Here is a 26,140-nt window from a genome sequence, read left to right as displayed (position 1 = left end):
GACTTAAGCCAGTTTTTCCTTGATGCGAGCTGCTTTACCGGACAGGTCACGCAGGTAGTACAGCTTGGCTTTACGTACGTCACCGCGACGCTTAACGGCCATGCTGTCGATTTGCGGGCTGTAGGTCTGGAAAGTACGCTCTACGCCAACACCGTTGGAGATTTTACGAACAGTGAAAGCACTGTTCACACCACGGTTACGCTTGGCGATTACCACGCCTTCGAACGCTTGCAGACGCGAACGGTCGCCTTCCTTCACTTTCACCTGAACGACAATAGTGTCGCCCGGGGCAAAGGTAGGGATCTCTTTGGTCATCTGCTCTGCTTCGAGTGCAAGGATGATTTTGTTAGTCATGCTGTGCTCCTAAGGTAAGTCAATGGACCTACCATCGATACGTTGTTAACTATCGTCCCGCGCGAGGATGTATTCCTCGAGCAGCTTCTTCTCTTCTCCAGAAAGCGAGCGGCTTTCCAGAAGATCGGCGCGTCGTTCATAGGTCCGACCAAGGGACTGCTGTAAACGCCAACGCCGGATGTGTGCGTGATTGCCACTTAGCAATACGTCGGGAACACGCTGATCCGCATACACCTCCGGTCGGGTGTAATGCGGGCAATCCAGCAAACCATCCGTGAAGGAATCTTCCTCCGCGGAGTCCGCATGCCCTAAAGCTCCAGGCAGCAGTCGTGTAACCGCATCTATCAGGACCATCGCCGGCAGCTCGCCGCCAGACAGGACATAGTCCCCAATCGACCACTCTTCATCGACATGAGCATCAATAAAACGCTCGTCAATGCCTTCATAGCGACCGGCAATCAGGATCAGTGCTTCCTCATTCGCCAGTTCGCGGACCCCAGCCTGTTTCAGCTGGCGGCCTTGAGGGGACAGGTAAATCACCTTCGCCTTCTCCCCGGCTGCAGCCTTGGCCTGAGCCAACGCGTCTTCCAGGGGCTTGATCTTCATCACCATGCCCGGGCCACCGCCAAATGGGCGATCGTCCACAGTGTGATGTCGATCCGTCGTGTAGTCTCGCGGGTTCCAACAGGTAAGCTGCAACAGCCCCTGTTTCACCGCCCGACTGGTGATGCCGTACTCACTGATGGCGGAAAACATCTCGGGAAACAAACTGATCACTTCAATGCGCAAATTAGCCACGCTTAGAAGTCCGCGTCCCATTCCACCTTCATCTCGCCCGCTGCCAGGTCGACGGCCAACACGCATTGCTCGGTATAGGGCAACAGGCGTTCGCGATCATCCAGGCTGCCAGCGCAAGGCTTGACCACCATTACATCATTGGCGCCGGTTTCCAGAAGATGATCGATTTTCCCGAACAATTGCCCGAGTTGATCAATAACCTTCAGACCTTCCAGCTGGTACCAGTAGTACTCGCCGTCGGTCAATTCAGGGAACAGGTTGCGCGGCACGCAGATCTCATAACCAGCCAGAAGACGAGCTTCTTCACGATCATCAAGACCCTTGAGCTTTGCGACCAGGAACTTATCGCTCCCGCGTCCACTGACCAGCTCGACCTGTTTCACACTACCTTCGCGCTTGAGCGTCCAGGTTTTGTACTGCAACAGGTTTTCAGTCGGATCAGTAAAGGAATACACCTTCACTTCGCCGCGAACGCCATGAACAGAATAAATCTTGCCGATAACGATCAAATCATCAGCAACAGCTGGCGTCGCGTTCATATTGCTCAGGCTGCGGCCTTAGCCGAGTCCTTCAACAACTTGGCAACACGCTCAGACGGTTGTGCACCAACGCTCAGCCAGTAGGCTACGCGCTCTTGGTTCACGGACAGGCGGACTTCTTGACCACGAGCGATCGGGTTGAAGAAACCAACTTGTTCCTTGTGAGAGCCGTCACGTGGGTTGCGGCTGTCAGTTACGGTCAAGTGGTAAAACGGGCGCTTTTTGGAGCCGCCAAGGGCAAGACGGATTGTTAGCATGTGAACATCGTTCCTGTAGTCGGTGCTGCAAATCTAAATGCACAGCGGGCATAGGTGCCCGAAAGGCCGCATATTCTAAGGAATATCCGGACTTTTGCAAATGTCTTTTTCTGGCGCCTATCAGCGTGCCATTCAGATCTGCTATAGAGCCGTCGGTTAAAACGGCAGGTCAGCCCCCGCCAACGGCGGGTTTGCTGGAGATCCCACATCCCTGTGGGTCGGAGCAGGAGTGAACTCCCGCTCGAATACTTTACATTTTCGGCATGCCGCCGCCGGGCAACATACCGCCCATGCCGCGCATCATCTTGGCCATTCCGCCCTTGGCGGAGAATTTCTTCATCATCTTCTGCATCTGCTTGTGCTGCTTGATCAAGCGACCGATGTCCTGCACCTGGGTGCCGGAACCCATGGCGATCCGACGCTTGCGCGAACCGCTGATCAGCTCGGGGTCGCGGCGCTCGGCCGGGGTCATGGAGTTGATGATGGCTTCCATCTGCTTGAACTGCTTCTCTGCCGCATTCTGGGCATTGCCCATTTGCGCCAGGTTCACACCGCCGATATTCGGCAGCTTGTCCATCAGGCCGCCGAGGCCGCCCATGTTCTTCATTTGTTGCAGCTGGTCGCGGAAGTCTTCGAGGTCGAAGCCCTTGCCCTTCTTCAGCTTCTTGGCCAGCTTATCGGCCTTGTCCTTGTCGAGGGTCGCTTCGGCCTGTTCGATCAGGCTGAGCACGTCACCCATGCCGAGGATACGCGAGGCGATACGCTCAGGATGGAACGGTTCAAGCGCTTCGCTCTTCTCGCCCATACCGATGAACTTGATCGGCTTGCCGGTGATGGCACGTACCGACAGTGCGGCACCGCCTCGGGCGTCGCCGTCGACCTTGGTGAGGATCACGCCGGTCAGCGGCAGTGCATCACCAAAGGCCTTGGCGGTGTTGGCCGCATCCTGGCCGGTCATGGCGTCAACCACGAACAGCGTCTCGACCGGGTTGATCGCGGCATGCAGCGCCTTGATCTCGCCCATCATCTCTTCATCGATGTGCAGGCGACCGGCGGTATCGACGATGACCACGTCGATGAACTTCAGCTTGGCTTCTTTAATGGCGGCGTTGGCGATGTCGACCGGCTTCTGGCTCAGGTCGGACGGGAAGAAGGTCACGCCTACTTCACCCGCGAGCATTTCCAACTGCTTGATCGCGGCCGGACGGTACACGTCAGCCGAGACCACCATTACCGATTTCTTCTTGCGCTCTTTAAGGAAGCGCGCCAGCTTGCCGGCGGTGGTGGTCTTACCTGCACCCTGCAGGCCAGCCATCAATACGACGGCCGGTGGCACGGCGCTGAGGTTCAGGTCTTCGTTGGCCGCGCCCATCAGGCTTTCGAGCTCGGCCTGGACGATCTTCACAAAGGCCTGGCCCGGGGTCAGGCTGCGGGACACTTCAGTGCCAACCGCACGCTCCTTGACCGAGTTGACGAAGTCCTTGACCACAGGCAAGGCGACGTCGGCTTCCAGCAACGCCATGCGCACTTCACGCAGGGTGTCTTTAATATTGTCCTCGGTCAGCTTGGCCTTGCCGGTTACGTGGCGCAGCGTCTGCGAGAGACGGTCAGTCAAGTTTTCAAACATGCGCGATCCTTTCAGGCCCTATTCATCGAAATGCATTGGTAGACCGAGGTAATGGCGGCCCAGGCTGTGGTAAATCGCTATTAAAAACAGCGTTCGGCGAGCCTGCGGCGTGGGCAGGTCGCGGATTATAGCGAAGACTGAGCCCATGCACACCCGCTGTCTGGCCGGGGAGTCTTTCGTGGAGCGCAGGTGTGTGCCAAACTCAGCGCCTTTCGGGCTTGTCTATCAGGATTTATGCTCCCCTTGTCACCCAGTTTGCTACCCAGCCTCGCCGCCGCCATCGTGTATGCCGCTGCGACCCTCTATCAGGGCTCTCGTCTGGCCAAAGGCGCCAAGGCGGACAAACGCCTGCTGGTCGGCCTTGGCGTCCTCGCCCTGCTGGCCCATGCCGCGAGCTTGTTCACCCATCTGATGACGCCGGTTGGCCTGGGCCTGGATTTTTTCAGCGCCGCCAGCCTGATCGCGGCGGCGGTCATTGCGCTGACACTGATGGCCTGTTATCGGATTCCCGTCGAGAACCTGCTGGTCCTGCTCTTCCCACTGGGTGTGCTGACGGTGCTGCTCGCGCAGTTCGCCCCCACCGGTACGGTGCAGGTGATCGACGAAGAGCCAGGCATCCTCGCTCATATCCTGCTGTCGATCCTGGCCTACGGCATGTTCACCATTGCGGTGTTCCAGGCCTTGCTCCTGCTGTTGCAGGACCACCAGCTCAAGCACAAGCACCCTTCCGGCCTGATCAAGAACTTCCCGCCGCTGCAAACCATGGAAAGCCTGCTGTTCGGTTTCCTGTGGGCCGGCTGGACGCTGCTGTCGCTGTCGCTGATCTCCGGCTGGCTGTTCGTCGAAAACCTGTTTGCCCAGCACCTGGTGCACAAGACCCTGCTGGCATGCCTGGCCTGGGTGGTGTTCAGCGTATTGCTGTGGGGCCGCAACCGCCTTGGCTGGCGCGGGCACAAGGCGATTCGCTGGACCCTGGCCGGTTTCTGCCTGCTGATGCTGGCCTATTTCGGCAGCAAGCTGGTTCGCGAATACATCCTGCATATCTGACGGGCAGCAAAAAATGGACAATTTGCCCTTGGGGCCGATGCTCGCAGTAATCGCCTTGCTGGTGTTATGGGCGGCGCTGTTTACCGCCATCGAAGCCGCACAACAACACCTGTTGGCCTTGCGCCCCGGCACACGCCAGGGCGACAAGGCTGCCGCCCGCCTGAGTTTCCCGCGCCACAGTCTGATCCTGTGCAACAGCCTGTGCCGCGCAGCCGTGGTAATCCTCTGCACCCTGCTGGCGATTTATGCCTGGGCGCAGAACGGCCCGTGGCTCGGCTGGCTGATCTCCTGCGCCGTCCTGCTGATCCTGGCCGACTACCTGCCCCGCGCCCTGGCAACCCGTCATCCGCAAGCGGTGCTGGGTTTTGGCAACACGCTGCTGGGCGTGCCACTGAAAATCCTCTACCCCGCCGCCTGGTTGCTCAATGGCATCAGCCTGTTGCTGCTGCGCCCGTTTGCGCGCAAGGCCGGGGTAGTGAAACACAGCGACGCGCCACAGCCCGACCACGACGAACCGCAGCCTGAGGCCGACGAAGGCCGCACACCTGGCATGCCAGGCATCCACGCCCTGGACAACATCACCGTCAATGACATCCTGGTACCCCGCAGCGAAGTGGACGGTATCAACCTGGATGACTCGATCGAAGAAATCATCGAGCAACTGCGCACCTCCCCGCGCACTCGCCTGCCGGTGTTCCACAGTGACATCAACCAGGTCGAAGCCGTACTGAACACCCGGCTGATCCAGCATCTGCTGCCGGACGCCAGCCTGACCAAGGAAGCCTTGCTCGAGGCTTCCTACGAGCCCTACTTCGTCCCGGAAAGCACACCTCTGCAACTGCAACTGCTGAACTTCCACAAGCAGCAACGACGCCTGGGCATGGTGGTGGATGAATACGGCGAAGTACTGGGTATCGTCACCCTGGAAGATATTCTCGAAGAAATCGTCGGCGAATTCGAAAACGAGCAAAGTGCGGACAACCCGCATATCGAAGCGCAACCCGATGGCCGCTACATCATCGACGGCGCCGCCTCGATCCGCGAATTGAACAAGAGCCTGGGCTGGCACCTGCCCAGCGACGGGCCCAAGACCCTCAACGGCTTGGTGACCGAAGCACTGGAGACTATTCCGGATTGCGCGGTGTGCGTAAAAATCGGTCGCTACCGCTTGGAAATCCTCGAGACCGAGGACAACCGGGTAAGCAAGGTCCTGATCTGGCACACCAGCCGGGTGCCGGTCGCCGCCTGATTTCCTGACAAACCACACTCCAGTGTGGGAGGGGTGCTCGAGCCACTTGTTGTATTTCCACACCCCTTCCTATAATCCCTGCGGCTTACCCAAGCCCCGCCCGACCGTGTGCTATCCGCACTGAGCGCGTCCAGGCACCGCTGCATTCTGTCTGACCGGTGTTCGCTCCCATCCCGAGCCGCCCCGCGCACTACCCTGATCCAAGGGGGTTCGACCCAATAATAATCCGCGTCCAAACGCGCAACGACCGTCAGGGATACCTCCATGAGCACCACCTATAACGAGGCCGCGACCGCCGCCCCGACCAACTCGACCGCCCGTGTCGCCACCGCAAGCATCGTCGGCACCGCCATCGAGTTCTACGACTTCTATATCTACGCCACGGCTGCCGCCCTTGTGATCGGGCCGGTGTTCTTTCCGCAGACCTCCGGTACCGCGCAGATGCTGGCGTCGTTCCTGACCTTCGGTATCGCCTTTATCGCCCGCCCGCTGGGCTCGGCGCTGTTCGGCCACTTTGGCGACCGCATCGGCCGCAAGTCGACCCTGGTGGCCTCGTTGCTGCTGATGGGCGTGTGTACCACGCTGATCGGCTTGCTGCCCGGCTATGACAGCATCGGTGCCTGGGCGCCCATCCTGTTGTGCGTGCTGCGTTTCGGCCAGGGCCTGGGGCTTGGCGGCGAGTGGGGTGGCGCGGCGTTGCTGGCCACCGAGAACGCCCCCAAGGGCAAACGCGCCTGGTTCGGCATGTTCCCGCAACTGGGCCCGTCGATCGGTTTCCTGGCGGCCAACGGCTTGTTCCTGATCCTGGCCATGAGCCTGAATGACGAGCAGTTCCGCAGTTGGGGCTGGCGCATCCCGTTCATCCTCAGCGCAGCATTGGTGATGGTCGGCCTGTATGCGCGCCTGAAGCTGCATGAAACCCCGGTGTTCGCCAATGCCGTGGCGAAAGAAGCCCCGGTGAAAGTGCCGCTGGTGGAACTGTTCAGCCAGCATTGGTTGCCGGTACTGCTGGGCGCCGCGTCGATGGTGGTGTGCTACGCGCTGTTCTACATCACCACGGCCTTTTCCCTGAGCTATGGCGTTTCGACCCTGGGCTACAGCCGCGAGACGTTCCTTGGATTGCTGTGCTTTGCAGTGCTGTTCATGGGCCTGGCGACACCGTTGGCGGCGTTGGCCAGTGACCGCTACGGGCGCAAGCCGGTGCTGATCGTCGGTGCGGTCCTGGCGATTCTGTCGGGCTTCACCATGGAGCCGTTGCTGACCCACGGTTCGACTTGGGCTGTGGCACTGTTTTTGGCCCTGGAGCTGTTCCTGATGGGCGTGACCTTCGCGCCGATGGGTGCGCTGTTGCCAGAATTGTTCCCGACACGCGTGCGTTATACCGGGGCTTCGGCGGCGTATAACCTGGGTGGGATTGTTGGCGCTTCGGCCGCACCGTTCTTCGCAACCAAGCTGGTGGCGATGGGTGGGCTGAGTTATGTCGGCGGATATGTGTCGGCGGCAGCGTTGCTCAGCTTGATTGCTGTGCTGTGCCTGAAAGAGACGCGGGATAATGATTTGAACAGGGTTGCCTGATAAACAGCTATCGGGGGCAAGCCCGAATGCCAGTCAGTTAAGGCTTTTTGTAGGAGCGAGCTTGCTCGCGAAAAACTCACAGACGCCGCGTTCATTCAGGAAGCACGCGTTATCGTTGACGTTTTTCGCGAGCAAGCTCGCTCCTACAGGAGGCGATGTACGCTTAACTGACCGGCACGATGCTTTTAGAGCTCTACAACAACCGCTTTCGAAGCACGGGTCGCCTTGGCCCGAGCCGCTTCAATCGACTCATCCCGCGCCAACGCCACGCCCATGCGGCGCTGGCCATTCACTTCTGGCTTACCAAACAGACGCAACGCCGTGTCCGGCTCGCTCAAGGCGGCGCCGAGGTTGGCGAACGCGGTCTGGGTCGACTGCCCTTCCACCAGAATCACCGCCGAAGCCGAAGGCCCGAACTGACGGATCAACGGGATTGGCAGGCCCAGGATGGCGCGCGCATGCAGGGCAAACTGCGACAGGTCCTGGGAAATCAGGGTCACCAGACCGGTGTCATGGGGGCGCGGCGACACCTCGCTGAACCACACCTGATCGCCTTTGATGAACAGCTCCACGCCAAACAGGCCACGACCGCCCAACGCCTCGGTCACTGCCTTGGCCACACGCTCGGACTCGGCCAGGGCAATCGGGCTCATCGCTTGTGGCTGCCAGGATTCCTGGTAGTCGCCCTTCTCCTGACGGTGGCCGACCGGCGCGCAGAAGGTGGTACCGCCGATGTGACGCACAGTCAGCAGGGTGATTTCATAGTCGAAATCGATAAAGCCTTCGATGATCACCCGACCTTTACCGGCACGCCCGCCTTCCTGGGCGTAGTCCCAAGCTTTCTGCACATCATCAGCACTGCGCAGCAGGCTCTGGCCCTTGCCCGACGAGCTCATCACCGGCTTGACCACGCAGGGGAAGCCCAGGTCCTGGACGGCCTTGCTGTAGTCTTCGAAGGTGTCGGCGAAGTGGTACGGCGAGGTCGGCAGGTCCAGCTCTTCAGCGGCCAGGCGACGGATACCTTCGCGGTTCATGGTCAGCGACGTGGCACGGGCGGTCGGGATCACCGTGAAGCCTTCGGCCTCCAGCTCCACCAGGGTCGCGGTGGCGATGGCTTCGATTTCCGGCACGATGAAATGCGGTTTTTCCGCCTCGATCACCGCACGCAGGGCAGCGCCGTCGAGCATGTTGATCACATGGCTGCGGTGCGCAACCTGCATGGCCGGCGCATTGGCGTAGCGATCCACGGCAATCACTTCAACGCCCAGGCGTTGCAGTTCGATCACCACTTCCTTGCCCAGCTCACCGCAGCCACACAGCAAAACGCGGGTCGCGGTTGGCGACAATGGAGTTCCGATTCGGGTCATCTCAGGTCCTCAGGGGAGCGGATCATGGGGAGAAAGGCCGGCATTTTACATGAACTGTAAAAATTGGCCTCAGTTGGCGACGGCCCGCTTGCGGATGCGCCAGGCCATGATCAGCCACACCACCGTGACCCCGGCGAATTTCGACGCCAAGGCCGTGCCCACCACGGCAGGGGTGAGTGCGCCGATCAGGCCGAAGAAGATAAACGTGTCGAGGGGAATGCTCAGCGCCGAACTTATCCACAGGCGATCGTGGAGCGGGCGCTTGGTGATGCTGAACACCAGCCAGTCGATGCACTCGGACACCGCGAATGCCGTGGCGCTGGCCAGGGCGATGGACGGGTCCGAAGTGATATACGACAACACCAGCGCCGCCAGCATGGCGATGATCGCACCGTGGCCGAAGCGGGTTTGCACCATGTCGCGCAGGATAAACACCAGGCCACCCCAGGCCGACCAGATGACATCCAGGTGCGGGGCGGTGGAGAAGGCGAAGTTGATCAGCACGACGCTGCTGATGTAGGCGATCAGGAAGAGCATGGGGCGAGGGACCTGTGAACAAGGGGCACAGGGTACTTCACATTTTGAAATATGTCGTCTGGGAGGGCCTTATCGGGGGCAAGCCCCCTCCCACATCTTGACCGCATGCTTACAGATCAAACGCGGTTAAGTGTGGGAGGGGGCTTGCTCCCGATGGCGATCCATCAGGCGCCGGATTTACCAGAAGCCATAAACACCAACCCCCCCGCCACCGCCCGCTCATGACACAACCCCAACACCACCCGGCGTTCGGCGTTGTCCATGCGGCTCCAACGTGTGATTTCATCCACGGTGCGCTGGCAACCGGTGCAAATATCGTCATCATCCAGCGCGCAAATGCTCACGCACGGCGAGGCGACGGGGCGTTCAACTGCACTCATTCTTCCTGCTCTACCAGATCCCGCGCGTAACGCTGGGCGTTATGCACATAGTGCGCGGCGCTGGCTTCGAGCATGCGTTTCTGTGCGTCAGTCAATTCACGCACCACTTTGCCCGGCGAGCCCATCACCAGCGAACCATCGGGAATCTCCTTGCCTTCGCCAATCAGCGAGTTGGCGCCGATGATGCAGTGCTTGCCGATCCTGGCGCCGTTGAGGATCACCGCGTTGATACCGATCAGGCTGTAATCGTCGACTGTGCAACCGTGCAGCATGGCGTTATGGCCGATGGTCACGCCGGTGCCGAGGGTCAGCGGATAGCCCATGTCGGTGTGCATGACGCTGCCGTCCTGGACGTTGCTGTTCTTGCCGATCAGGATCAGTTCGTTGTCGCCACGCAACACCGCGTTGAACCAGACGTTGGCGCCCTCCTCCAGCTTGACCTTGCCCACCAGCGTGGCATTCGGCGCGACCCAGCTGTGTGGATGTGTTTCGACGCGGGCGTCGCCCAGGCGGTATTTCATGGTTTTCCCTCACGGCTGACCGTTCAAACGACGGCTTAGATATTGATGAAGCTCTTGGGCGGCTGGTGCAGGCTGATCTGGGCATCGTCATAGAGCAAATTGATCAGCTCGACGATCATGATTGCCGTCAGGCCCCAGATCTTGTATTCGCCGAAACGATAACTGGGCACGTACCAACTGCGGCCCTGGTAATCGATGCGGTGGGTATGTTCGCGCGGGTCCTGTCGGAAAAAATCCAAGGGCACGCTGAAGACGGCAGCAATCTCGGCATCGTTGGCCAGGTATTCGACGTAATCGGGGATCACCCCCACATAGGGTGTGACCCGGATACCGTGCAGGGAGATCAGCGGGCTCAGCGGACCGATAACCTCGACCAGGCCGGGGGGCAGGCCGATTTCTTCTTCGGCTTCGCGCAGGGCGGTGAAGATCAGGTCCGGGTCTTCGGGGTCGCGGCGCCCGCCGGGAAAGGCCACTTCGCCGCCATGGGTCGACAGGCCGCTGGCGCGCAGGGTCAGGATCAGCTCAGGTTCGTCACTGCGGGTAATCGGCACCAGCACCGCAGCCTCGGGGAAACGCCCGTCGGTTTCCAGCGTGTGGGGAGTGTGATTGCTTACCCGGCGAAGTAGCTCGTCCAGCATGAGTCATCTCGGTCTGTTGGCTACCTTGCATCATGCACCAAAGCTGCCGGGCGCCCAACCCCAAAACCTGGGCGGTGTCGCTAAACGACAACTTGCAGGCCCCTCCCGGCCAAGCCAAGATAGACGCACTTTCCAGGAACCCCAGCATGAATTTCTGCAGCCAGTGCGGTAAACCGGTTACCCAACGCATTCCCGAAGGCGACGCCCGCCTGCGTTTTGTGTGTGATCACTGTTCGACCATTCACTATCAGAACCCCAATATCGTCGCCGGTACCGTGCCGGTATGGGGCGATAAGGTGCTGCTGTGCCGCCGCGCCATCGAGCCGCGCCTGGGTTACTGGACCCTGCCCGCCGGTTTCATGGAGAACGGCGAGACTGTCGAACAAGCCGCCGTGCGCGAAACCCAGGAAGAAGCCTGCGCCCGCGTACGCAACCTGAGCCTCTATACCCTGATCGATGTGCCGCACATCAGCCAGGTGCATATCTTCTACCGGGCCGAACTGGTCGACCTGGACTTCGCCGCAGGCCCCGAAAGCCTTGAAGTACAGCTGTTCGACGAGGCCGACATCCCTTGGTCCGAGCTGGCTTTCCGCACGGTCGGGCGTACCCTAGAATACTTTTTCGCTGACCGCCGCCAGCAGTCGTTCCCGGTGCGCAGCGAAGCCGTGCCACCTCTTTCAAAGCCCGCCCAATAACCATTCGGCAGCTCGTCGCCATAGGGATACCGTTTTAATGCGTTGGTTGCTTGCTCTGATTTGCCTGTCGTTCGCCACGCTGTCGCCAGCCTCTACCGTGGAAACCCTGGGCGGCAAGACGGTCGAAAAAGTCCTGGTGCTCAAGTCCGCCCACCAATTGCAGTTGATCAACGACGGCAAGCCCCTCAAGACCTACCGGATTTCCCTGGGCAAAAACCCCAAGGGCCACAAGCTGATCGAGGGCGACCGCCGCACCCCGGAAGGCCTGTACTGGATCGACTGGCGCAAGACCAGCGACCGTTTCAACCTGTCCATGCACATTTCCTACCCGAATATCAGCGACGCCGCCCGCGCCCGCCGCGAAGGCGTGAAGCCCGGCAGCATGATCATGATCCACGGCACCCCCGACACCGAAGACTACCCGGAGCAGTGGTTCCACACCCTGGACTGGACCGACGGCTGCATCGGCATGCGCAACGTCGACATGCGCGAAGTCTGGAACCTGGTCAAGGACGGCACGCTGATCGAGATTCGGCCCTGACGCTGGACCGTTCGTAAAATAAATCAAAAAAGATTCCTGCCCTCGGCAGCACCTGCCGGTGAATACCAATTCACCGCGCGGGCTGCGCACCTCTGCGCGCAATAAAGACCTCTCTAATACCACTTGATACCAGGCACCGTTAAGGTGCCCTGAAACCGGTACTTGCACCGTTTTGGCAGCATTGACATGGTATTTAAGTGGTATTAGCTTCCGACCAATACCGGGCGACAACACTCCAATAACCGCATCGGAAACCTCATAGATGAACCCCATCCTGACGCTGCGTCCCGACGACAAACAATCCACGCCGCTGTACCTGCAACTGGCCCGCAACCTGGAAGCGGCGATCCATGCCGGCCAGTGGAAATCCGAACAGGCCCTGCCCTCGGAGCGCGCCCTCAGCGAACAGCTGAGCATTTCGCGGGTGACGGCCCGAAAAGCGCTGGAAGTGTTGTTCGCCCAAGGCCTGATCCGCCGCAGCCAGGGCTCCGGCACCTTTATCACGCCACGCCTGGAGCAGCCGCTGTCGCGCTTGTCGGGGTTCAGCGAGATGTTGCGCCTCAAGGGCTTTGTGCCCAGCTCCCAATGGCTGGAGCGTGAGATCACGCCGCCGACCCACGAAGAACTGATCCGCCTGGGCCTGTCGCCGACCGACAAGGTGGCGCGCCTCAAACGCCTGCGTAAGGCCGACGACACCGTGATGGCCATCGAGATGACCGCCATGCCTGCCTCGGTACTGCCGCAGCCGCAAGCCATCGGCAATTCGCTGTACGAATACCTGGAAGGCATCGGCAAACCCATCGTCCGTGCGCTGCAACACATCCAGGCGATCAACGCCTCCGACGAGTTCGCCAAGCTGGTGGGCATCGCCCCCGGCACCGCCATGCTGCTGATGACGCGGGTCGGCTACACCGCCGACAACACGCCGATCGAAATCACCGACACCTACTGCCGCAACGACTACTACGACTTTGTCGCAGAGCTTCGCCGTTATGACTTTGCCGCCGAGTTGCGGCCTTAGAGAACTGCCCATGTCCGAAGACAATATCCTCACGCCCCACGGCTGGATTCGCGGCCGCCTGGTGCACCAGCACGGCAAGGTCATCGCCATTGAAGGCGAGCCTTGCGACCCGGCTGAAAACGACCTGCCGTACCTGCTGCCGGGCTTTATCGACCTGCACGTCCACGGCGGCGGCGGTAAAGACATCATGGAAGGCGCCGACGCTTTCGAGACCATCACCCGCACCCATGTGCGTTTTGGTACGACGTCGCTGTTGGCCACCACCATGACCGCGCCGGTGGAGGAAATTACCAGCGTGCTCGGCCAACTCGGGCGCTTCTGCGAGCAGCGTCCTACGGGCAGCGCCCGGGTACTCGGCGTGCATCTGGAAGGCCCCTACATCAATCCGGGAAAACTCGGTGCGCAGCCCAACTTCGCCCACACCGCCTTGATGGCCGAAGTCGAAGCCTACCTGCGCCTGGCGCCGATCCGGGTGATCACCATCGCCCCGGAAATCGCCGGCCACGACGCCCTGATCCGCGCCCTCAGCGAGCGCGGCGTGCGCATGCAGATCGGCCACACCCTGGGCAGCTATGAAGAAGGCGTCGCCGCCCTCGCCGCCGGCGCCACCAGTTTCACTCATTTGTACAACGCCATGAGCCCGTTGCATCACCGCGAACCCGGCATCGTCGGCGCGGCACTGGCCCACGCCAAGTACGCCGAGCTGATCCCGGATTTGCTCCACGTGCACCCCGGCGCCATGCGCGTGGCCCTGCGCGCGATCCCGTGCCTGTACTGCGTCACCGACTCCACCGCCGCCGCCGGCATGCCCGACGGCGAATACAAGCTGGGCAGCCACACCGTGACCAAATGCCTGGGCGGCGTGCGCCTGGCCGACGGCACCCTGGCCGGCAGCACCCTGACCATGGATCAGGCACTGCGCAACCTGGTGAAAATCGGCCTGCCCATCATCGAAGCCTCACAACGCCTGTCGCAATTTCCGGCGGACTACCTGGGCCTGGAACAACGCGGCCGCCTGCAACCCGGCAGCTTCGCCGACTGCGTGCGCCTGGACCGCTCCCTGCACCTCACCGACGTCATGGTCGAAGGAGAAACCATTGTCTTCAAAAATGCTTGAAGAGGCCTTGGCCTCCTGTGACGCCGTCGCGGCGCAACTGCAACGCCTGGAACCGTTGCTGGAAGAAGTCGCCGGCCGCCTGCGCCGCCAGCCGCCGCAAGTGGCGATGACCATTGCGCGGGGCAGCTCGGACCACGCCGCCAGCTACTTCGCCTACCTGGCCATGCAGCATGTGGGCATCCCGGTGGCGTCGTTGCCAATGTCGGTGGTGACCTTGTTGCAAGCGCCGATGAAAGTCAGCGGTCAGGTGGCGTTCGGTTTCTCCCAGTCGGGGCAGAGCCCGGACCTGGTCAACAGCCTGCGCCTGCTGCGCAAGCGGGGGGCCTTGAGCATTTCGCTGGTCAACGCCGAAGACTCTCCGCTGGAAGCCGCCTGCGAATTCCATGTGCCCCTGTGCGCCGGGCCGGAACTCAGCGTGGCTGCGACCAAGAGCTTTATCGCCACCCTCAGCGCCAGCGCGCAGTTGATCGGCCACTGGAACCAGGAGGCCGACTTGCTGCTCGCCTGCCAAGCCCTGCCCGAAGGCCTGCGCGAAGCCGCCGGGCAAGACTGGAGCAGCGCCATCGATACCCTGCGCGGTTGCCAGCAACTGATGGTGATCGGCCGTGGCGCCGGGTTTGCCATCGCCCAGGAAGCCGCGCTCAAGCTCAAGGAAACCTCGGCGATCCAGGCCGAAGCCTTCAGCAGTGCCGAGGTCCGTCACGGGCCGATGGCCTTGATCAATGAAAACTACCCACTGCTGGTGTTCGCCCCGCGCGGTGCCGAACAAGCCGGCCTGTTGAGCCTGGCCGCCGATATGCGCCAACGCGGTGCCCGCGTGCTGCTGGCCGCGCCGGACGATATCGCCGAACGCGACCTGACCCTGAGCCGCGCCGAACACCCGAGCCTGGATCCGATCCTGGCGATCATGAGTTTCTACGTCATGGCGGCCGGCCTGGCGGTCGCTCGGGGTATGGACCCGGACCAGCCGCGCCACCTGAGCAAAGTTACCCGCACTCACTGAGTCGCGCTTTCCTGATGAGTACCGTGCCATGTCCTACAACAATAATGAATTGACCCTCAACGCGCCTCTCAGCGGGCCGTTGCTGGCCCTGGGCGACGTCCCCGATGACGTGTTCGCCAGCGGCGCCATGGGCGACGGTATCGCCATCGACCCACTCAACGATTGCCTGTACGCGCCCTGTGACGGGGAGATCATTCATGTGGCCCGCACCGGGCATGCGCTGACGATTCGTGCCGGGAACGGTGCCGAGGTCTTGATGCATGTGGGCATCGACACCGTGGAATTGAACGGCCAAGGCTTTGCGCTGCTGGTGAAGCAAGGCGCACGGGTGAGCCAGGGCCAGGCGCTGGTGCAGTTTGATCTGGATCGCATTGCGCGCCAGTGCAAGAGCCTGGTCAGCCTGATCATCCTGACCAACGGCGAGCGTTTTGAGCTGCGTTCGGTGGCGGCCACCCGCATCAACGTCGGCGAACCGTTGCTGCACATTGTGGCTCGCTCGACGGCGCCGCTGCAGACGGCTGTGGATCACTCCGTCAGCGAAGCCCGCGCCCGTGTGCGCATTACCCACCGTGGCGGTTTACATGCGCGCCCCGCCGCGTTGGTGCGCAAGACCGCCCAAGGTTTCAGCAGCCAGGCACAGTTGCATTTCGCCGGTCAGTCAGCCGCGTGCGATAGCCTGATTGGCCTGATGGGACTGGGGATTGGCGAAGGGGATGAAGTTCACGTCAGCTGTCGTGGCAACGATTGCGAGGCCGCGTTGCAGGCCTTGGTGGCCGCGCTGTCGGTGCCCTTCAACGAAGAAACCCATACGCCGGTGGTGGCGACTGCGCGCCGTGGGGCTACCGAAGCCGGTGTGTTGCAAGGCGTGTGTGCGGCACCGGGCCTGGTTTGCGGGCCGTTGTTCCGCCTGAGCGGTATCGAACTGCCGGCAGACCCCGGCAGGCATGTGGCCGACGAACAACTGCAACGCCTGGACGTCGCCCTGGAGCAGGTGCGCAGCGAAATCCGCAGCACCCTGGGGCATGCCCGCCAACGCAAGAACGTCGAGGAAGAAGAGATCTTCGCCACCCACCTTGCGCTGCTGGAAGATCCGACACTGCTGGACGCCGCCACCGCCGCCATCGAGCACGGCAGCGCCGCTACCCACGCCTGGCGGGATGCGATCCAGGCGCAGTGCGCGGTGTTGCTGGCCTTGGGCAAACCGCTGTTCGCCGAGCGCGCCAATGACCTGCGCGACCTGCAACAACGGGTACTGCGCGCGCTGCTGGGCGAAGCCTGGCACTTTGAATTGCCTGCTGGGGCAATTGTCAGCGCCCACGAACTGACGCCATCGGACTTGCTGCAACTGAGCGCGCAACAGGCTGCCGGGATCTGCATGGCCGAAGGCGGCGCCACGTCCCACGTCGCCATCCTGGCGCGGGGCAAAGGCCTGCCCTGTGTGGTCGCCCTGGGGGCCGAGGTGCTCAATGTGCCGCAAGGCCAACGCGTGGTGCTCGACGCTGGCAACGGTCGCCTCGAACTGGCCCCCAGCGAGGCGCGCCATGCCCAAGTGCATCAGCTTCGCGACGCGCAGGCACTGCGCCGTCAGCAACAACAGGCGCAAGCCCAAGAACAGGCGCGCACCACAGACGGCGTGAGCGTCGAAGTGGCCGCCAATGTCGCCTCCAGTGCCGAGGCCCAGGTGGCGTTCGAGAACGGCGCCGACGGCGTCGGCCTGCTGCGCACCGAGTTCCTGTTCGTCGACCGCCGCACCGCGCCGGATGAGCAGGAACAACGCCAGGCCTATCAAGCCGTGCTGGATGCCATGGGTGATAAATCGGTGATCATCCGCACCATCGATGTCGGTGGCGACAAACAACTCGACTACCTGCCGCTGCCCGTCGAAGCCAACCCGGTACTGGGCCTGCGCGGTATCCGCATGGCCCAGGTACGCCCGGAATTGCTCGACCAGCAACTGCGCGCGCTGCTGCAAGTCAGCCCGTTGGCGCGCTGCCGCATCCTGCTGCCGATGGTCAGCGAAGTCGACGAACTGCTGCAGATTCGCCAGCGCCTGGATGAGTTGTGTGCAGAGTTGGAACTGACCCAACGCCCCGAGCTGGGGGTGATGATCGAAGTCCCCGCCGCAGCGCTGATGGCCGAGCAATTGGCCCGGCATGCGGACTTCCTGTCCATCGGCACCAATGACCTGTCCCAGTACACCCTTGCCATGGACCGCGACCACGCGGGCCTCGCCGCGCGTGTCGATGCGCTGCACCCGGCGCTGTTACGGCTGATCGCCCAGACCTGTGCCGGCGCGGCGAAATACGGACGTTGGGTCGGCGTGTGCGGCGCCCTGGCGTCCGACCCGCTGGCCACGCCGGTGCTGGTCGGCCTGGGGGTCAGCGAACTGTCGGTGAGCCCGCCGCAAATCGGAGAAATCAAGGACCGCGTCCGTCACCTGGACGCGGCGCAATGCCGGCAACTGAGCCAAGGGCTGCTCGACCTGAGCAGCGCCAAAGCGGTTCGCCAAGCCTGTCAACACCACTGGCCGCTGAGCTGACAACAACAAGAAAAAGGAGACCCGCCATGTACCAACTTTTTATCGAAGGGCTGCAACGCCTGGGCCGCGCGCTGATGCTGCCCATCGCCATCTTGCCGATTGCCGGCCTGCTGCTGCGATTGGGTGACACCGACCTGTTGAACATCGCGGTGATGCACGATGCCGGCCAGGCGATCTTCGCCAACCTGGCACTGATCTTCGCCATCGGCATCGCCGTGGGCTTCGCCCGCGACAACAACGGCACGGCCGGGCTGGCCGGGGCGATTGGCTACCTGGTGATGGTCTCCACCCTCAAGGTGATGGACAGCAGCATCAACATGGGCATGCTCGCCGGTATCGCCAGCGGCCTGATGGCTGGTGCGCTGTATAACCGCTTCAAGGACATCAAGCTGCCGGAGTACCTGGCGTTCTTCGGCGGGCGGCGGTTTGTGCCGATTGTCACCGGATTCTCGGCGGTGGCGCTGGGGGTGATCTTTGGCCTGATCTGGCCGCCGATCCAACACGGCATCAACAACTTCGGTGTGTTGCTGATGGAAAGTGGCAGCTTCGGCGCCTTTGTCTTCGGTGTATTCAACCGCCTGCTGATCGTCACCGGCCTGCATCACATCCTCAACAACATGGCCTGGTTCGTGTTCGGCACCTTCACCGACCCGGTGACGGGTGCAGTGGTGACCGGCGACCTGACCCGCTATTTTGCCGGTGACCCCAAAGGCGGCCAATTCATGACCGGCATGTTCCCGGTGATGCTCTTCGGCCTGCCCGCCGCCTGCCTGGCGATGTACCGCAATGCCCTGCCGGAGCGGCGCAAGGTGATGGGCGGGATTTTCCTGTCGATGGCCCTGACTTCGTTCCTCACTGGGGTAACCGAGCCGATTGAATTCGCCTTCATGTTCCTGGCGCCGTTCCTGTACCTGATCCACGCGTTGCTGACCGGCCTGTCCATGGCGCTGACCAATATGTTGAATATCCACCTGGGCTTCACGTTCTCCGGTGGGTTTATCGACATGGTGCTGGGCTGGGGCAAGTCCACCAACGGCTGGCTGGTGATCCCGGTGGGCCTGGCGTATGCCGCGATCTACTACAGCGTCTTCAGTTACTGCATCCGTCGCTTCAACCTGAAAACGCCGGGGCGTGAGGATATCCAGGTGGCACAGGCTGAAGTAATGACCGATAACCAGCGCGCCACGGCTTACATCCGGGCCTTGGGCGGTGCGGCCAATTTGCTCAGTGTGGGGGCCTGTACCACGCGCCTGCGCTTGGACATGGTCGACCGCAACAAAGCGGTGGATGCCGAGTTGAAAGCCCTGGGTGCAATGGCAGTGGTGCGGCCGGGCAATGGGGGAAGTTTGCAGGTGGTGGTCGGGCCGCTGGCGGACAGCATTGCCGATGAGATCCGGTTGGCGATGCCATCGTTTGTGGCCAGCCCACCAGTGGCGGTGGCACCTGGGGATAAGTTGGCCGCCGTGAATGTGCAGGAAGCCGAGCAATGGCTGAGCGCGCTGGGCGGTCGGGGAAATGTGCGGCAGCTGGAAGCGGTGGCGATGACGCGGCTGCGGGTGGAGTTGGGCGATGATTCGCTGGTGTCCGAAGCTCAGTTGACGGCGCTGGGATGCCAGGGTGTGAGCCAGCTGGATAGCGGTGTTTGGCACCTGTTGGTGGGTGGCCAGGCTTCGGGGTTGGGGCAGGCAATGGAACGGTTGGTCAGTAGCCGTGACGTCGGCGCCAGGGTATAGAGCTGCGGTGACCTTCGCGGCCAATCGCGGGCAAGCCCACTTGTTGATCGGTGCCCGACTTGGCAATGCGCTCAAATGTGCGAGTGGGCTTGCCCGCGAATGGGCTTGATAGGCGCCGAATTACGGCTGCGCAGGCACCTCAGATAAATCCAGCACCCGGTCCACCATCAACTGGATACCCTCTACCATCCGATAAATCCCCAGCACCGCGTCACGCTGCGGGCCGTCGACGTCAAACGCCAGAGTCCCCGCCAGCGCCTGCACGGATGCCAGGTCCTGGGATGCATTGGCGAGCAAGGTTTCGCTGTTCAGATGGGGAAGTACGCTGAAGAGGTGGTCGGTGGTTCGAGTGTCGGATGGGGGATTTGGACTGTCTTTGATCATGGTAATGCTCCTCAAATAATGGGAACTACCAACATCACTTGCAGATGATGGGTGGCAGCTGTGTGCGGGCCTGCAAGACCAAGGAAGGAGCATCCCGGGTAGACCCAAAGGTCTCCCGCACACAGCCACCATAAAAGCGATGACCATGAAAAGCGCCACGATTATAGCGGCGCTTATGAGCTCCAACATACTTTCGGCGGGCTTGCAGTCCCGGTCGCTGAATGGACAACGACCGGCGAAGATTAGTGAGGCAAGTTCCGAGGGACAACCCGAAAGACTTGTGGGAAATCTCCGAGCGCACGCTGCGCTCATGGCACCTCGCTCCCCATGGGCGCCGGGCAAGTCTGCGTGAAGTGCCGGCACCCGCCTGCGCTATTTATCTACCGCCTGGTCAACTGCACGCCTGCGCATGCTGAGGGTTCTTACCCACAGCATGGAGAGCGTACCTGTGAGCACCACACCCCAGACCTTTGAAGGCATCAAAGGTCACCTCAATCAGATCGGGCATCATCTGCTCCAAGTCGAATCGCCATTATTACCCGAACACACGCCGTCCGCAGCCTTGGCCTACCTGGAGAAAACCAATCGGATCCTGGCGAGTTATCGCCAGCAGTTCCTGGCCAAGAGCCGGCCCCTCTATCAAGGGCTGACGTCGAGCAATCTGCCCACCCAAGTGACGGCGCTCAAGACCACACTGAACGCCCACTTGCAGCACCTCGATCACTATGAGCAAATCGATGGCAAACCCCGTAAATCCTTCATGACGTTTGACGCCGGGTACACGGCGCTGGCCAACGAAACGGCGCTCAGTGCCGAGGACCGCCTGCTGCATCCGCAGCAACAAGCCATGCTTGAACGTGTGCCACTGGGCAGCACGTTGCGTCCAGGCTTGTATGCGTTGAGCTTTCTCTACCAGCAACGCACCGTCGAACTGGCGGGCGCCTTTGTGCTGACGGAAAAATCCAGCCCGGAGGTCACCGACCTGACGTCTACGCACCCGGTAGGCGAAGTGATGCTGTACACCCCTGCGCGTGGCATCGAGTGCTTCGGCTCACTGGCGCAGCTGAACACGCAGTGGCTGCAGGCGATGGACGATGCCGAGCAACGGCGCGCCTTTATGCAACTGCTACCCGCGCGCTATGGCGATATCACGCCGGGGGCGATCTGGCCGCTGGTGCTGACGCCGATCAACGACAAACCGCTGTTTGAACACACCTACAACGCGCTGATCGACAAGCGCACGCTGGACATCGAGCGAGCCCTGAGCCTGGAGGACAATCCGGCGCAGGACGCCACGCAACTGATCGACGCGCTGGACCGTGCCATTACCGCAGCCCTGCCGGACTTCAGCGCACGCTTGGCGTGGCGCGCCCGGCTTCTGGTGGAACACTACCTGCGCCAGAGCGCGCCGGACTGGTATCGCAGCGCCAGCGAGACCCGCCGCGCCCTGCTCGCCACCCACCTGGAAAGTTACAACGAGGCTCGCCAACAACTGCTCGATCTGCTGAGCCCGGTGACCACACCTGAAGCCCTGGCCCGCTATCAGTTGCTCGAACGCTTGAGCGATGAACTGGACATCCACGACCTGGCACCGGAAGACCTGGTCATCAGCACCCGGCGCTACGTCCCCCCCATCGGCGAATACGAACACGAGCGCACCCTGATCGACCTGGCCCTGCGTGGGCTGCAAACCGGCGACGCGCTGGCAGGCTCGGACTTCCTGAGCAAAACCACGCTGACCTATCAAGGCGCACCACTGCCCAAGGCCTACCAGGACCTGACATCCACCTGGCTGGTGCAGACGCTGAGCACGTTGCAGCCACGTATAGCGTTCGCCGACCTGCAACAACAGATGCATGCCAAACCGGCTGTCAGCCAGGCAATCGAGCGGATGCTCGACCAACGCATCAACGCACTGGCGTACACCGCCTTGCTTCAGGGACATCTCAGCGATGAAGACTACGGGCTGATCTCTCGTCTGCGCCAAGGCAGCGACCCGCACCTGAGCGCCGCGACCCTGTCGCTGCACGAAGCGCAGTTGCAGGACCTGTGGGTGCTGCGCGAGACCGACGCCAGCGGCGCCGTGACCCGCCTGCTGCTGTGCACGCCACAGGCGCCACGGGAACAGCAATTCCTGGCCTTCAACAGTGAGGTCGAGTGCCGGAACCATCTCCTTGGCTGGAGCCTGGACAGCGGCACGCGACAACCGCCTGGCGCCCTCACCGACTACCTGATCAAGCGGGTCGCGCTGCGTTTTCGCAGAGCAATGAAACTCGTATTGACCGGCTTGAGCATCGAGCCACGCGCGCATGACTACAAAGAAATCAGCTTCGGCCACATCGGCAGCCACGCCGCGTGCCTCAAGGCGATGGCGGAGCATGTGCTGGCCACACGGGTCGATGACTATGAATTCAGCACACCGAACTGGTTCCGCTCCACCAGCATCGACACCCGCCAGAAGCTATTGAAACTGGTGGACGACAGCGAGGGCGCGCAGCTCACCTACAATGAATTTCCGCTGTCTGACGCGAAGTTCCAAAGCTTCAACGACTATCTGCATGAACAGGCCAAACAGCGCCTGAACCTGCTGTTGGGACGTAGGGGCAACGATGTGGACCCCGACACCGTGTGGGCCTTCTCGCCCCCCGCATTGATTGGCTCATCGACCCCTGAGCCCCTGACCTACACGCAGCTGTACCGCGACGGTTACGCCGACGGTGTAGGTTTTCTCGACGAGAAATTCTCCCGCTCAGCGCAGTTCAGAGGCCCGAAAGGTGTTGACCTGAGCCCGCTCACGGGGCCCACGGGCGCGCTCATGGTCGCGCGCTCGGTGACCGGCACCTGGGTCGGCCAACGCTACATCAACAAGGTCAAGGCTGAACTGCTGAACGTCGGCAGTGCGGACTATGGCCTGCGACGCAATGCGACCCTGGCCATCACTCAGCTCCAGATGCAGAACGCCGGCCTTGAATGCCGCCTGCAGGGCGAGATCGCCGGGGTTGATTGGGCCTGGCTGGAGCGCAGTATCGCCAGCATGGGCGAGACCGCGCCCTCCACGCGCACCACTTATGCCATCCATCGTCTGATGCTGGACGGCGAATGGGTAATGGGCAATTTCCTCTTCAGTCACACCGATTTCCCGACATTGCTCTACACCCCCAATGCACCGGATGGCATCAGTTTTCGCGAGGCTCGGCAGTTCAACTACCTGCTGAAAAAAGTCCCCGGCATGGTCGGTTATTTCACCCAGCGGGTGGGTATCCAATCCCAGGTCAGGGTGCGTGCCTTCCTGGATGCCGCCAAGGCACAGCTGCCCGAGGATCTGAACCGAACCGACATCAGCCCGCCACGCTATGACTCGACCCACGAACAAACGCCGCTGCAGGATCTGCGCCGGGCCCTGTATGACATGCCATTGCAGCGCAAGATCGACGACGTTGAGGGCACCACGAACAACCGCACCCAAATGGTCACTGGCATTCTCTGGACTTGCGTGGAGTGGGTCACCTCCATCGCCACTGCGCCGTTCCCGACTCTCAGCCTGAGCCTGGGCATGCTGTTGGCATTCAAGGACAGCATGCTGGCTCTGCACGCTTATCAGCAGGGTGACAACGAAGCGGCCGTGCAGCACTTGATCGGTTACGTGCTCAACAGCGCCGGCGCGGCGTTCACCGACCTGCGCCCGGCCCTCGCGTCCCTCAAACAGCTTGCACGCCCGAGCTTGCGCCAGGCAGCTAAAAACAGCGCCTCGTCGAGCGAGCTGTTGGACCTGGTCGAGCCCCTGCAACCCAAGCCGCCGGCGCTGCAGAACATGCAGCCCGTGCTGTTCGACGGTGAGGCCCTGTGGGCGAAAAACACCCCGGATCCGATCGGCCGCTATTTGCTCTACCGGCTCGACCCGGCCACCGGCAAGCTGGTCTCCACCACGCGCGTGGCAGCCCCCGATGCGCAAGGCGTGTGGCGCCGTACCGGGGTTACCGGTGGCGCGCCCAAATATGAAAAATTGCCCGAGGCACCGGAACAGCTCATGCCTTATGAGGTTCCGACGAAGCACGCCAGCAAACTGGAGTTGGTCCTCAACCCGGAGGTGCGCGAAGGGATGCTGCTGCGGTCTGAATGGGATTTCGGCTCTCGGGACGTGATGATTGCCAGCGCAGCCAAAGACCTCCAACCCCTGCGCACAACCTACCTGCAGCACGCCAAACGCCTGGCTACCGACGCCGAGGATTTTTTCAAACACCTCGACCCGCTGCCGGCGCGTGCCGAACCCTCGGCCGTAGACGCCAGCACGCCATTCTCGCAACTCGTCGCCAGTGACACCTTCAGCGCCAACAAGAACCTGATGATTGGCGCGATACCCGGCTCCATTGCCAGCAAACAACTGCTGATCACCCAGATGGACACCCTGATCAGCAAAGGCTTCAAACATCTCTATATCGAGTACCTGCCCACCGATGTCTTCCGCTCGAAACTGCAGAAGCTCAACAGCGGCAAATCCTGGCAACACATCGAAAAGCACCTCAAGGCTGTGGATAAAGCCTTGGGCTTTGCCGAGAACGCCGAGTATTCCTACGTCAGCCTGGTGCGCAAGGCCCAGGAGAAGGGTATGAAGGTCAGGGCCCTTGACGCCTCCACCTCTTACCTGCTGGACGATGCCCTGCAGGTGGGCGACACCCCACCGACCCTGCCACGCAGCAACAGTGTGAGGAATTTCTACTCTCACAAGGTCATCGAGGCCGATGCCCTCAACGAGCAGGGTGAACGCTGGGTAGCCCTGGTGGATCATTCCCGCCTGCGCACGTTCGAGGGCACCCCTGGCCTGGCAGACCTGCAGGACGCCGTCGCACTGCGCGTGGTGGATGTGGGCGCGGATCAGCCCGTCGGCCTGTGGCTCGACACACCGGGCGCCATTGCCGGTGACTCGCTGGCCAAGGGCGATTACCGCCTGACCCTGCAGACCCCGTACACAGCGCCCAAGGCTGCAGCGGTGTCCAGCGCGGTGGCGGACGCGGTGACGCACTACAGCGAATACGACATTGCCCCCGCGCTACATGACAGCATCACCCGCCAGGCGGCGGCGCCGCATGGGCTCGACACTCGCTATGTTCCGCAGAATCCGGCCCATACCGAAGCGTTCCTGGCGTTCCAGAATGCCAGGCATCGCTTAAGTACGGATGCGCAAAATTACTTGGCCAACCACGTGCCGCCCACCAGGCCCGCCCCCTCCTCCCTGGCCACAGCAAAGACGCCGGAGGCGTTCCTGGAGAACATCCACCAGAGCGACTTTGCCGGGCTGGTACTCGGAGAAGGGCATAACGCTCAATCCAGCAAGCGATGGCTGCGCGACTTTATGAGGAACCTCAAGGCGCTGGAATTCAAGACGTTGTACGTGGAGCACCTGCTGACCGATATGCACCAGGCACAACTGGACCTGTTCTTGAGTACGCAACGGCTTCCGGACGACCTCAAGCGCTACCTCACACAGCTGGATCAGGGTCATATGCACGGCTACAAAGGCAGCGATACCTATACAGAAGTTGTCCAGGTGGCAGCCAGGCACGGCCTGCGCATCCGCGCCCTGGATTGCACCGCCAGTTACTACGTCAAGGGGCTCGGGGACACAGACGTGTCCCGCAACCAGATGTTCAGCTACTTTGCGTCCAAGGTCATCGCGGCCGACCAGGCGGCGCACGGACCTCATAAATGGGTCGCCTTCGTTGGCAGCGCCCACACCAACACGCACCTGGGGGTACCCGGCCTGGCGGAACTGCAAGGCGCGGTCAGCCTGCATGTCAGGGACACCGCCCCGGCACTGGCCCAGAACATTCGCCCGGGCACCTGGGAGTCATTTGCCGAGGGGATGAGCCCCTACAGGAGAGCCCTGCGCAGCGACTTCACCCTCGACGCCGGCGTCGCCGGTATCCAAGCGCCCGCGCCTTTCGTGCCGGTAGACAGGTCACGCTTGAATCGACCGGGCCTGTTCCTGATCGAACGCCCGTCGCCGTCACAGAACAACCTGCTGCATCGCTCCCGCAGTGGAGAGATCGTGTCGACACCGATCAAGATCGATCACGATGGGCTGTTTTATGTCGACCGCTGGGCGCCGATGCAAGGCCAGCGCTTCAGCTACGAAAACACATTGATCGAAGCGTTGCGGGCTGAAGTGGGGTTAATTCCCGCACCGTAAAGCGCTGACCCTGTCTGATTGACCGCCCACA

The 26,140-nt window shown here is 61.8% G+C and carries 22 protein-coding genes; 11 read left to right on the top strand and 11 right to left on the bottom strand.

Annotation, left to right across the window (positions count from 1 at the left end; genetic code table 11):
- Positions 1-3: 3 nt before the first annotated feature.
- From rplS to ffh, 5 genes are all read right to left on the bottom strand, one after another.
- Positions 4-354, bottom strand: a complete 351-nt coding sequence (gene rplS, locus AD670_RS18785; RefSeq protein WP_003175895.1) for a 50S ribosomal protein L19 — start codon at positions 352-354, stop codon at positions 4-6.
- 45 nt (positions 355-399) lie between these two features.
- Positions 400-1,173 carry a tRNA (guanosine(37)-N1)-methyltransferase TrmD gene (trmD, locus tag AD670_RS18780; protein ID WP_172681501.1) on the bottom strand — a complete coding sequence of 258 codons (774 nt, stop codon included), beginning with the start codon at positions 1,171-1,173 and terminating at the stop codon, positions 400-402.
- A complete protein-coding gene (gene rimM, locus AD670_RS18775; protein WP_053135622.1) occupies positions 1,155-1,691 on the bottom strand; it encodes a ribosome maturation factor RimM in 537 nt (178 codons plus the stop codon). The genes trmD and rimM overlap by 19 nt, the downstream gene beginning before the upstream one ends.
- 5 nt (positions 1,692-1,696) lie before the next feature.
- Positions 1,697-1,948 (bottom strand): 30S ribosomal protein S16, encoded by a 252-nt coding sequence (gene rpsP, locus AD670_RS18770; protein ID WP_003238923.1) that lies wholly within the window; start codon positions 1,946-1,948, stop codon positions 1,697-1,699.
- A 250-nt stretch (positions 1,949-2,198) separates the two neighbouring features.
- Entirely contained in the window at positions 2,199-3,575 is a 1,377-nt protein-coding gene (gene ffh, locus AD670_RS18765) for a signal recognition particle protein (protein ID WP_053135619.1), read from the bottom strand.
- A 234-nt stretch (positions 3,576-3,809) separates the two neighbouring features.
- Here ffh and AD670_RS18760 point away from each other — a divergent pair, with 234 nt between their 5' ends.
- The 3 genes from AD670_RS18760 to AD670_RS18750 all read left to right on the top strand — a co-directional run bounded on the left by AD670_RS18760 (position 3,810) and on the right by AD670_RS18750 (position 7,446).
- A complete protein-coding gene (locus AD670_RS18760; protein ID WP_053135616.1) occupies positions 3,810-4,622 on the top strand; it encodes a cytochrome c biogenesis protein CcsA in 813 nt (270 codons plus the stop codon).
- A gap of 13 nt (positions 4,623-4,635) precedes the next feature.
- On the top strand, positions 4,636-5,871 hold the full coding sequence (locus AD670_RS18755) for a transporter associated domain-containing protein (RefSeq protein WP_053135605.1): 1,236 nt from the start codon (positions 4,636-4,638) through the stop codon (positions 5,869-5,871).
- Positions 5,872-6,135: 264 nt separating this feature from the next.
- The gene (locus AD670_RS18750; RefSeq protein ID WP_053135602.1) at positions 6,136-7,446 is read left to right on the top strand and encodes an MFS transporter; all 1,311 of its coding nucleotides are present in this window, start codon (positions 6,136-6,138) and stop codon (positions 7,444-7,446) included.
- Positions 7,447-7,631: 185 nt separating this feature from the next.
- Here the strand turns inward: AD670_RS18750 and purT are convergent, their stop codons facing one another.
- From purT to AD670_RS18725, 5 genes are all read right to left on the bottom strand, one after another.
- Positions 7,632-8,813, bottom strand: a complete 1,182-nt coding sequence (gene purT, locus AD670_RS18745) for a formate-dependent phosphoribosylglycinamide formyltransferase (RefSeq protein ID WP_017139720.1) — start codon at positions 8,811-8,813, stop codon at positions 7,632-7,634.
- A 69-nt stretch (positions 8,814-8,882) separates the two neighbouring features.
- Positions 8,883-9,350 carry a VUT family protein gene (locus AD670_RS18740; RefSeq protein WP_053135599.1) on the bottom strand — a complete coding sequence of 156 codons (468 nt, stop codon included), beginning with the start codon at positions 9,348-9,350 and terminating at the stop codon, positions 8,883-8,885.
- A gap of 164 nt (positions 9,351-9,514) precedes the next feature.
- Entirely contained in the window at positions 9,515-9,730 is a 216-nt protein-coding gene (locus tag AD670_RS18735) for a DUF1289 domain-containing protein (protein ID WP_027605451.1), read from the bottom strand.
- Complete coding sequence (locus AD670_RS18730; RefSeq protein ID WP_053135595.1) at positions 9,727-10,251, bottom strand: gamma carbonic anhydrase family protein; 525 nt, start codon at positions 10,249-10,251, stop codon at positions 9,727-9,729. The genes AD670_RS18735 and AD670_RS18730 overlap by 4 nt, the downstream gene beginning before the upstream one ends.
- Positions 10,252-10,286: 35 nt before the next feature.
- On the bottom strand, positions 10,287-10,889 hold the full coding sequence (locus tag AD670_RS18725; RefSeq protein ID WP_033898592.1) for a CoA pyrophosphatase: 603 nt from the start codon (positions 10,887-10,889) through the stop codon (positions 10,287-10,289).
- Between the two features lie 146 nt (positions 10,890-11,035).
- Here AD670_RS18725 and AD670_RS18720 point away from each other — a divergent pair, with 146 nt between their 5' ends.
- The 7 genes from AD670_RS18720 to nagE all read left to right on the top strand — a co-directional run bounded on the left by AD670_RS18720 (position 11,036) and on the right by nagE (position 19,538).
- Positions 11,036-11,584, top strand: coding sequence for an NUDIX hydrolase (locus AD670_RS18720; RefSeq protein ID WP_053135592.1), 549 nt, complete (start codon positions 11,036-11,038; stop codon positions 11,582-11,584).
- 37 nt (positions 11,585-11,621) lie between these two features.
- Positions 11,622-12,125 carry a murein L,D-transpeptidase family protein gene (locus AD670_RS18715; protein ID WP_053135588.1) on the top strand — a complete coding sequence of 168 codons (504 nt, stop codon included), beginning with the start codon at positions 11,622-11,624 and terminating at the stop codon, positions 12,123-12,125.
- A gap of 262 nt (positions 12,126-12,387) precedes the next feature.
- A complete protein-coding gene (locus AD670_RS18710; RefSeq protein ID WP_053135586.1) occupies positions 12,388-13,146 on the top strand; it encodes a GntR family transcriptional regulator in 759 nt (252 codons plus the stop codon).
- 10 nt (positions 13,147-13,156) lie between these two features.
- The gene (gene nagA, locus AD670_RS18705; protein ID WP_053135584.1) at positions 13,157-14,263 is read left to right on the top strand and encodes an N-acetylglucosamine-6-phosphate deacetylase; all 1,107 of its coding nucleotides are present in this window, start codon (positions 13,157-13,159) and stop codon (positions 14,261-14,263) included.
- Complete coding sequence (locus tag AD670_RS18700) at positions 14,256-15,266, top strand: SIS domain-containing protein (RefSeq protein WP_053135582.1); 1,011 nt, start codon at positions 14,256-14,258, stop codon at positions 15,264-15,266. Before nagA ends, AD670_RS18700 begins: the two co-directional genes overlap by 8 nt.
- A 28-nt stretch (positions 15,267-15,294) precedes the next feature.
- The gene (gene ptsP, locus AD670_RS18695) at positions 15,295-17,805 is read left to right on the top strand and encodes a phosphoenolpyruvate--protein phosphotransferase (protein WP_053135579.1); all 2,511 of its coding nucleotides are present in this window, start codon (positions 15,295-15,297) and stop codon (positions 17,803-17,805) included.
- A gap of 26 nt (positions 17,806-17,831) precedes the next feature.
- Complete coding sequence (gene nagE, locus AD670_RS18690) at positions 17,832-19,538, top strand: N-acetylglucosamine-specific PTS transporter subunit IIBC (protein WP_053135576.1); 1,707 nt, start codon at positions 17,832-17,834, stop codon at positions 19,536-19,538.
- 120 nt (positions 19,539-19,658) lie between these two features.
- Here the strand turns inward: nagE and AD670_RS18685 are convergent, their stop codons facing one another.
- Complete coding sequence (locus AD670_RS18685) at positions 19,659-19,922, bottom strand: DUF6124 family protein (protein WP_053135574.1); 264 nt, start codon at positions 19,920-19,922, stop codon at positions 19,659-19,661.
- 448 nt (positions 19,923-20,370) lie between these two features.
- Here AD670_RS18685 and AD670_RS18680 point away from each other — a divergent pair, with 448 nt between their 5' ends.
- Positions 20,371-26,109, top strand: a complete 5,739-nt coding sequence (locus AD670_RS18680) for a membrane-targeted effector domain-containing toxin (RefSeq protein WP_053135572.1) — start codon at positions 20,371-20,373, stop codon at positions 26,107-26,109.
- Positions 26,110-26,140 lie beyond the last annotated feature (31 nt).

The organism is Pseudomonas sp. MIACH, from assembly GCF_001269925.1.
Lineage (GTDB): Bacteria > Pseudomonadota > Gammaproteobacteria > Pseudomonadales > Pseudomonadaceae > Aquipseudomonas.
This window is presented reverse-complemented; position numbering and strand designations above follow the sequence as displayed.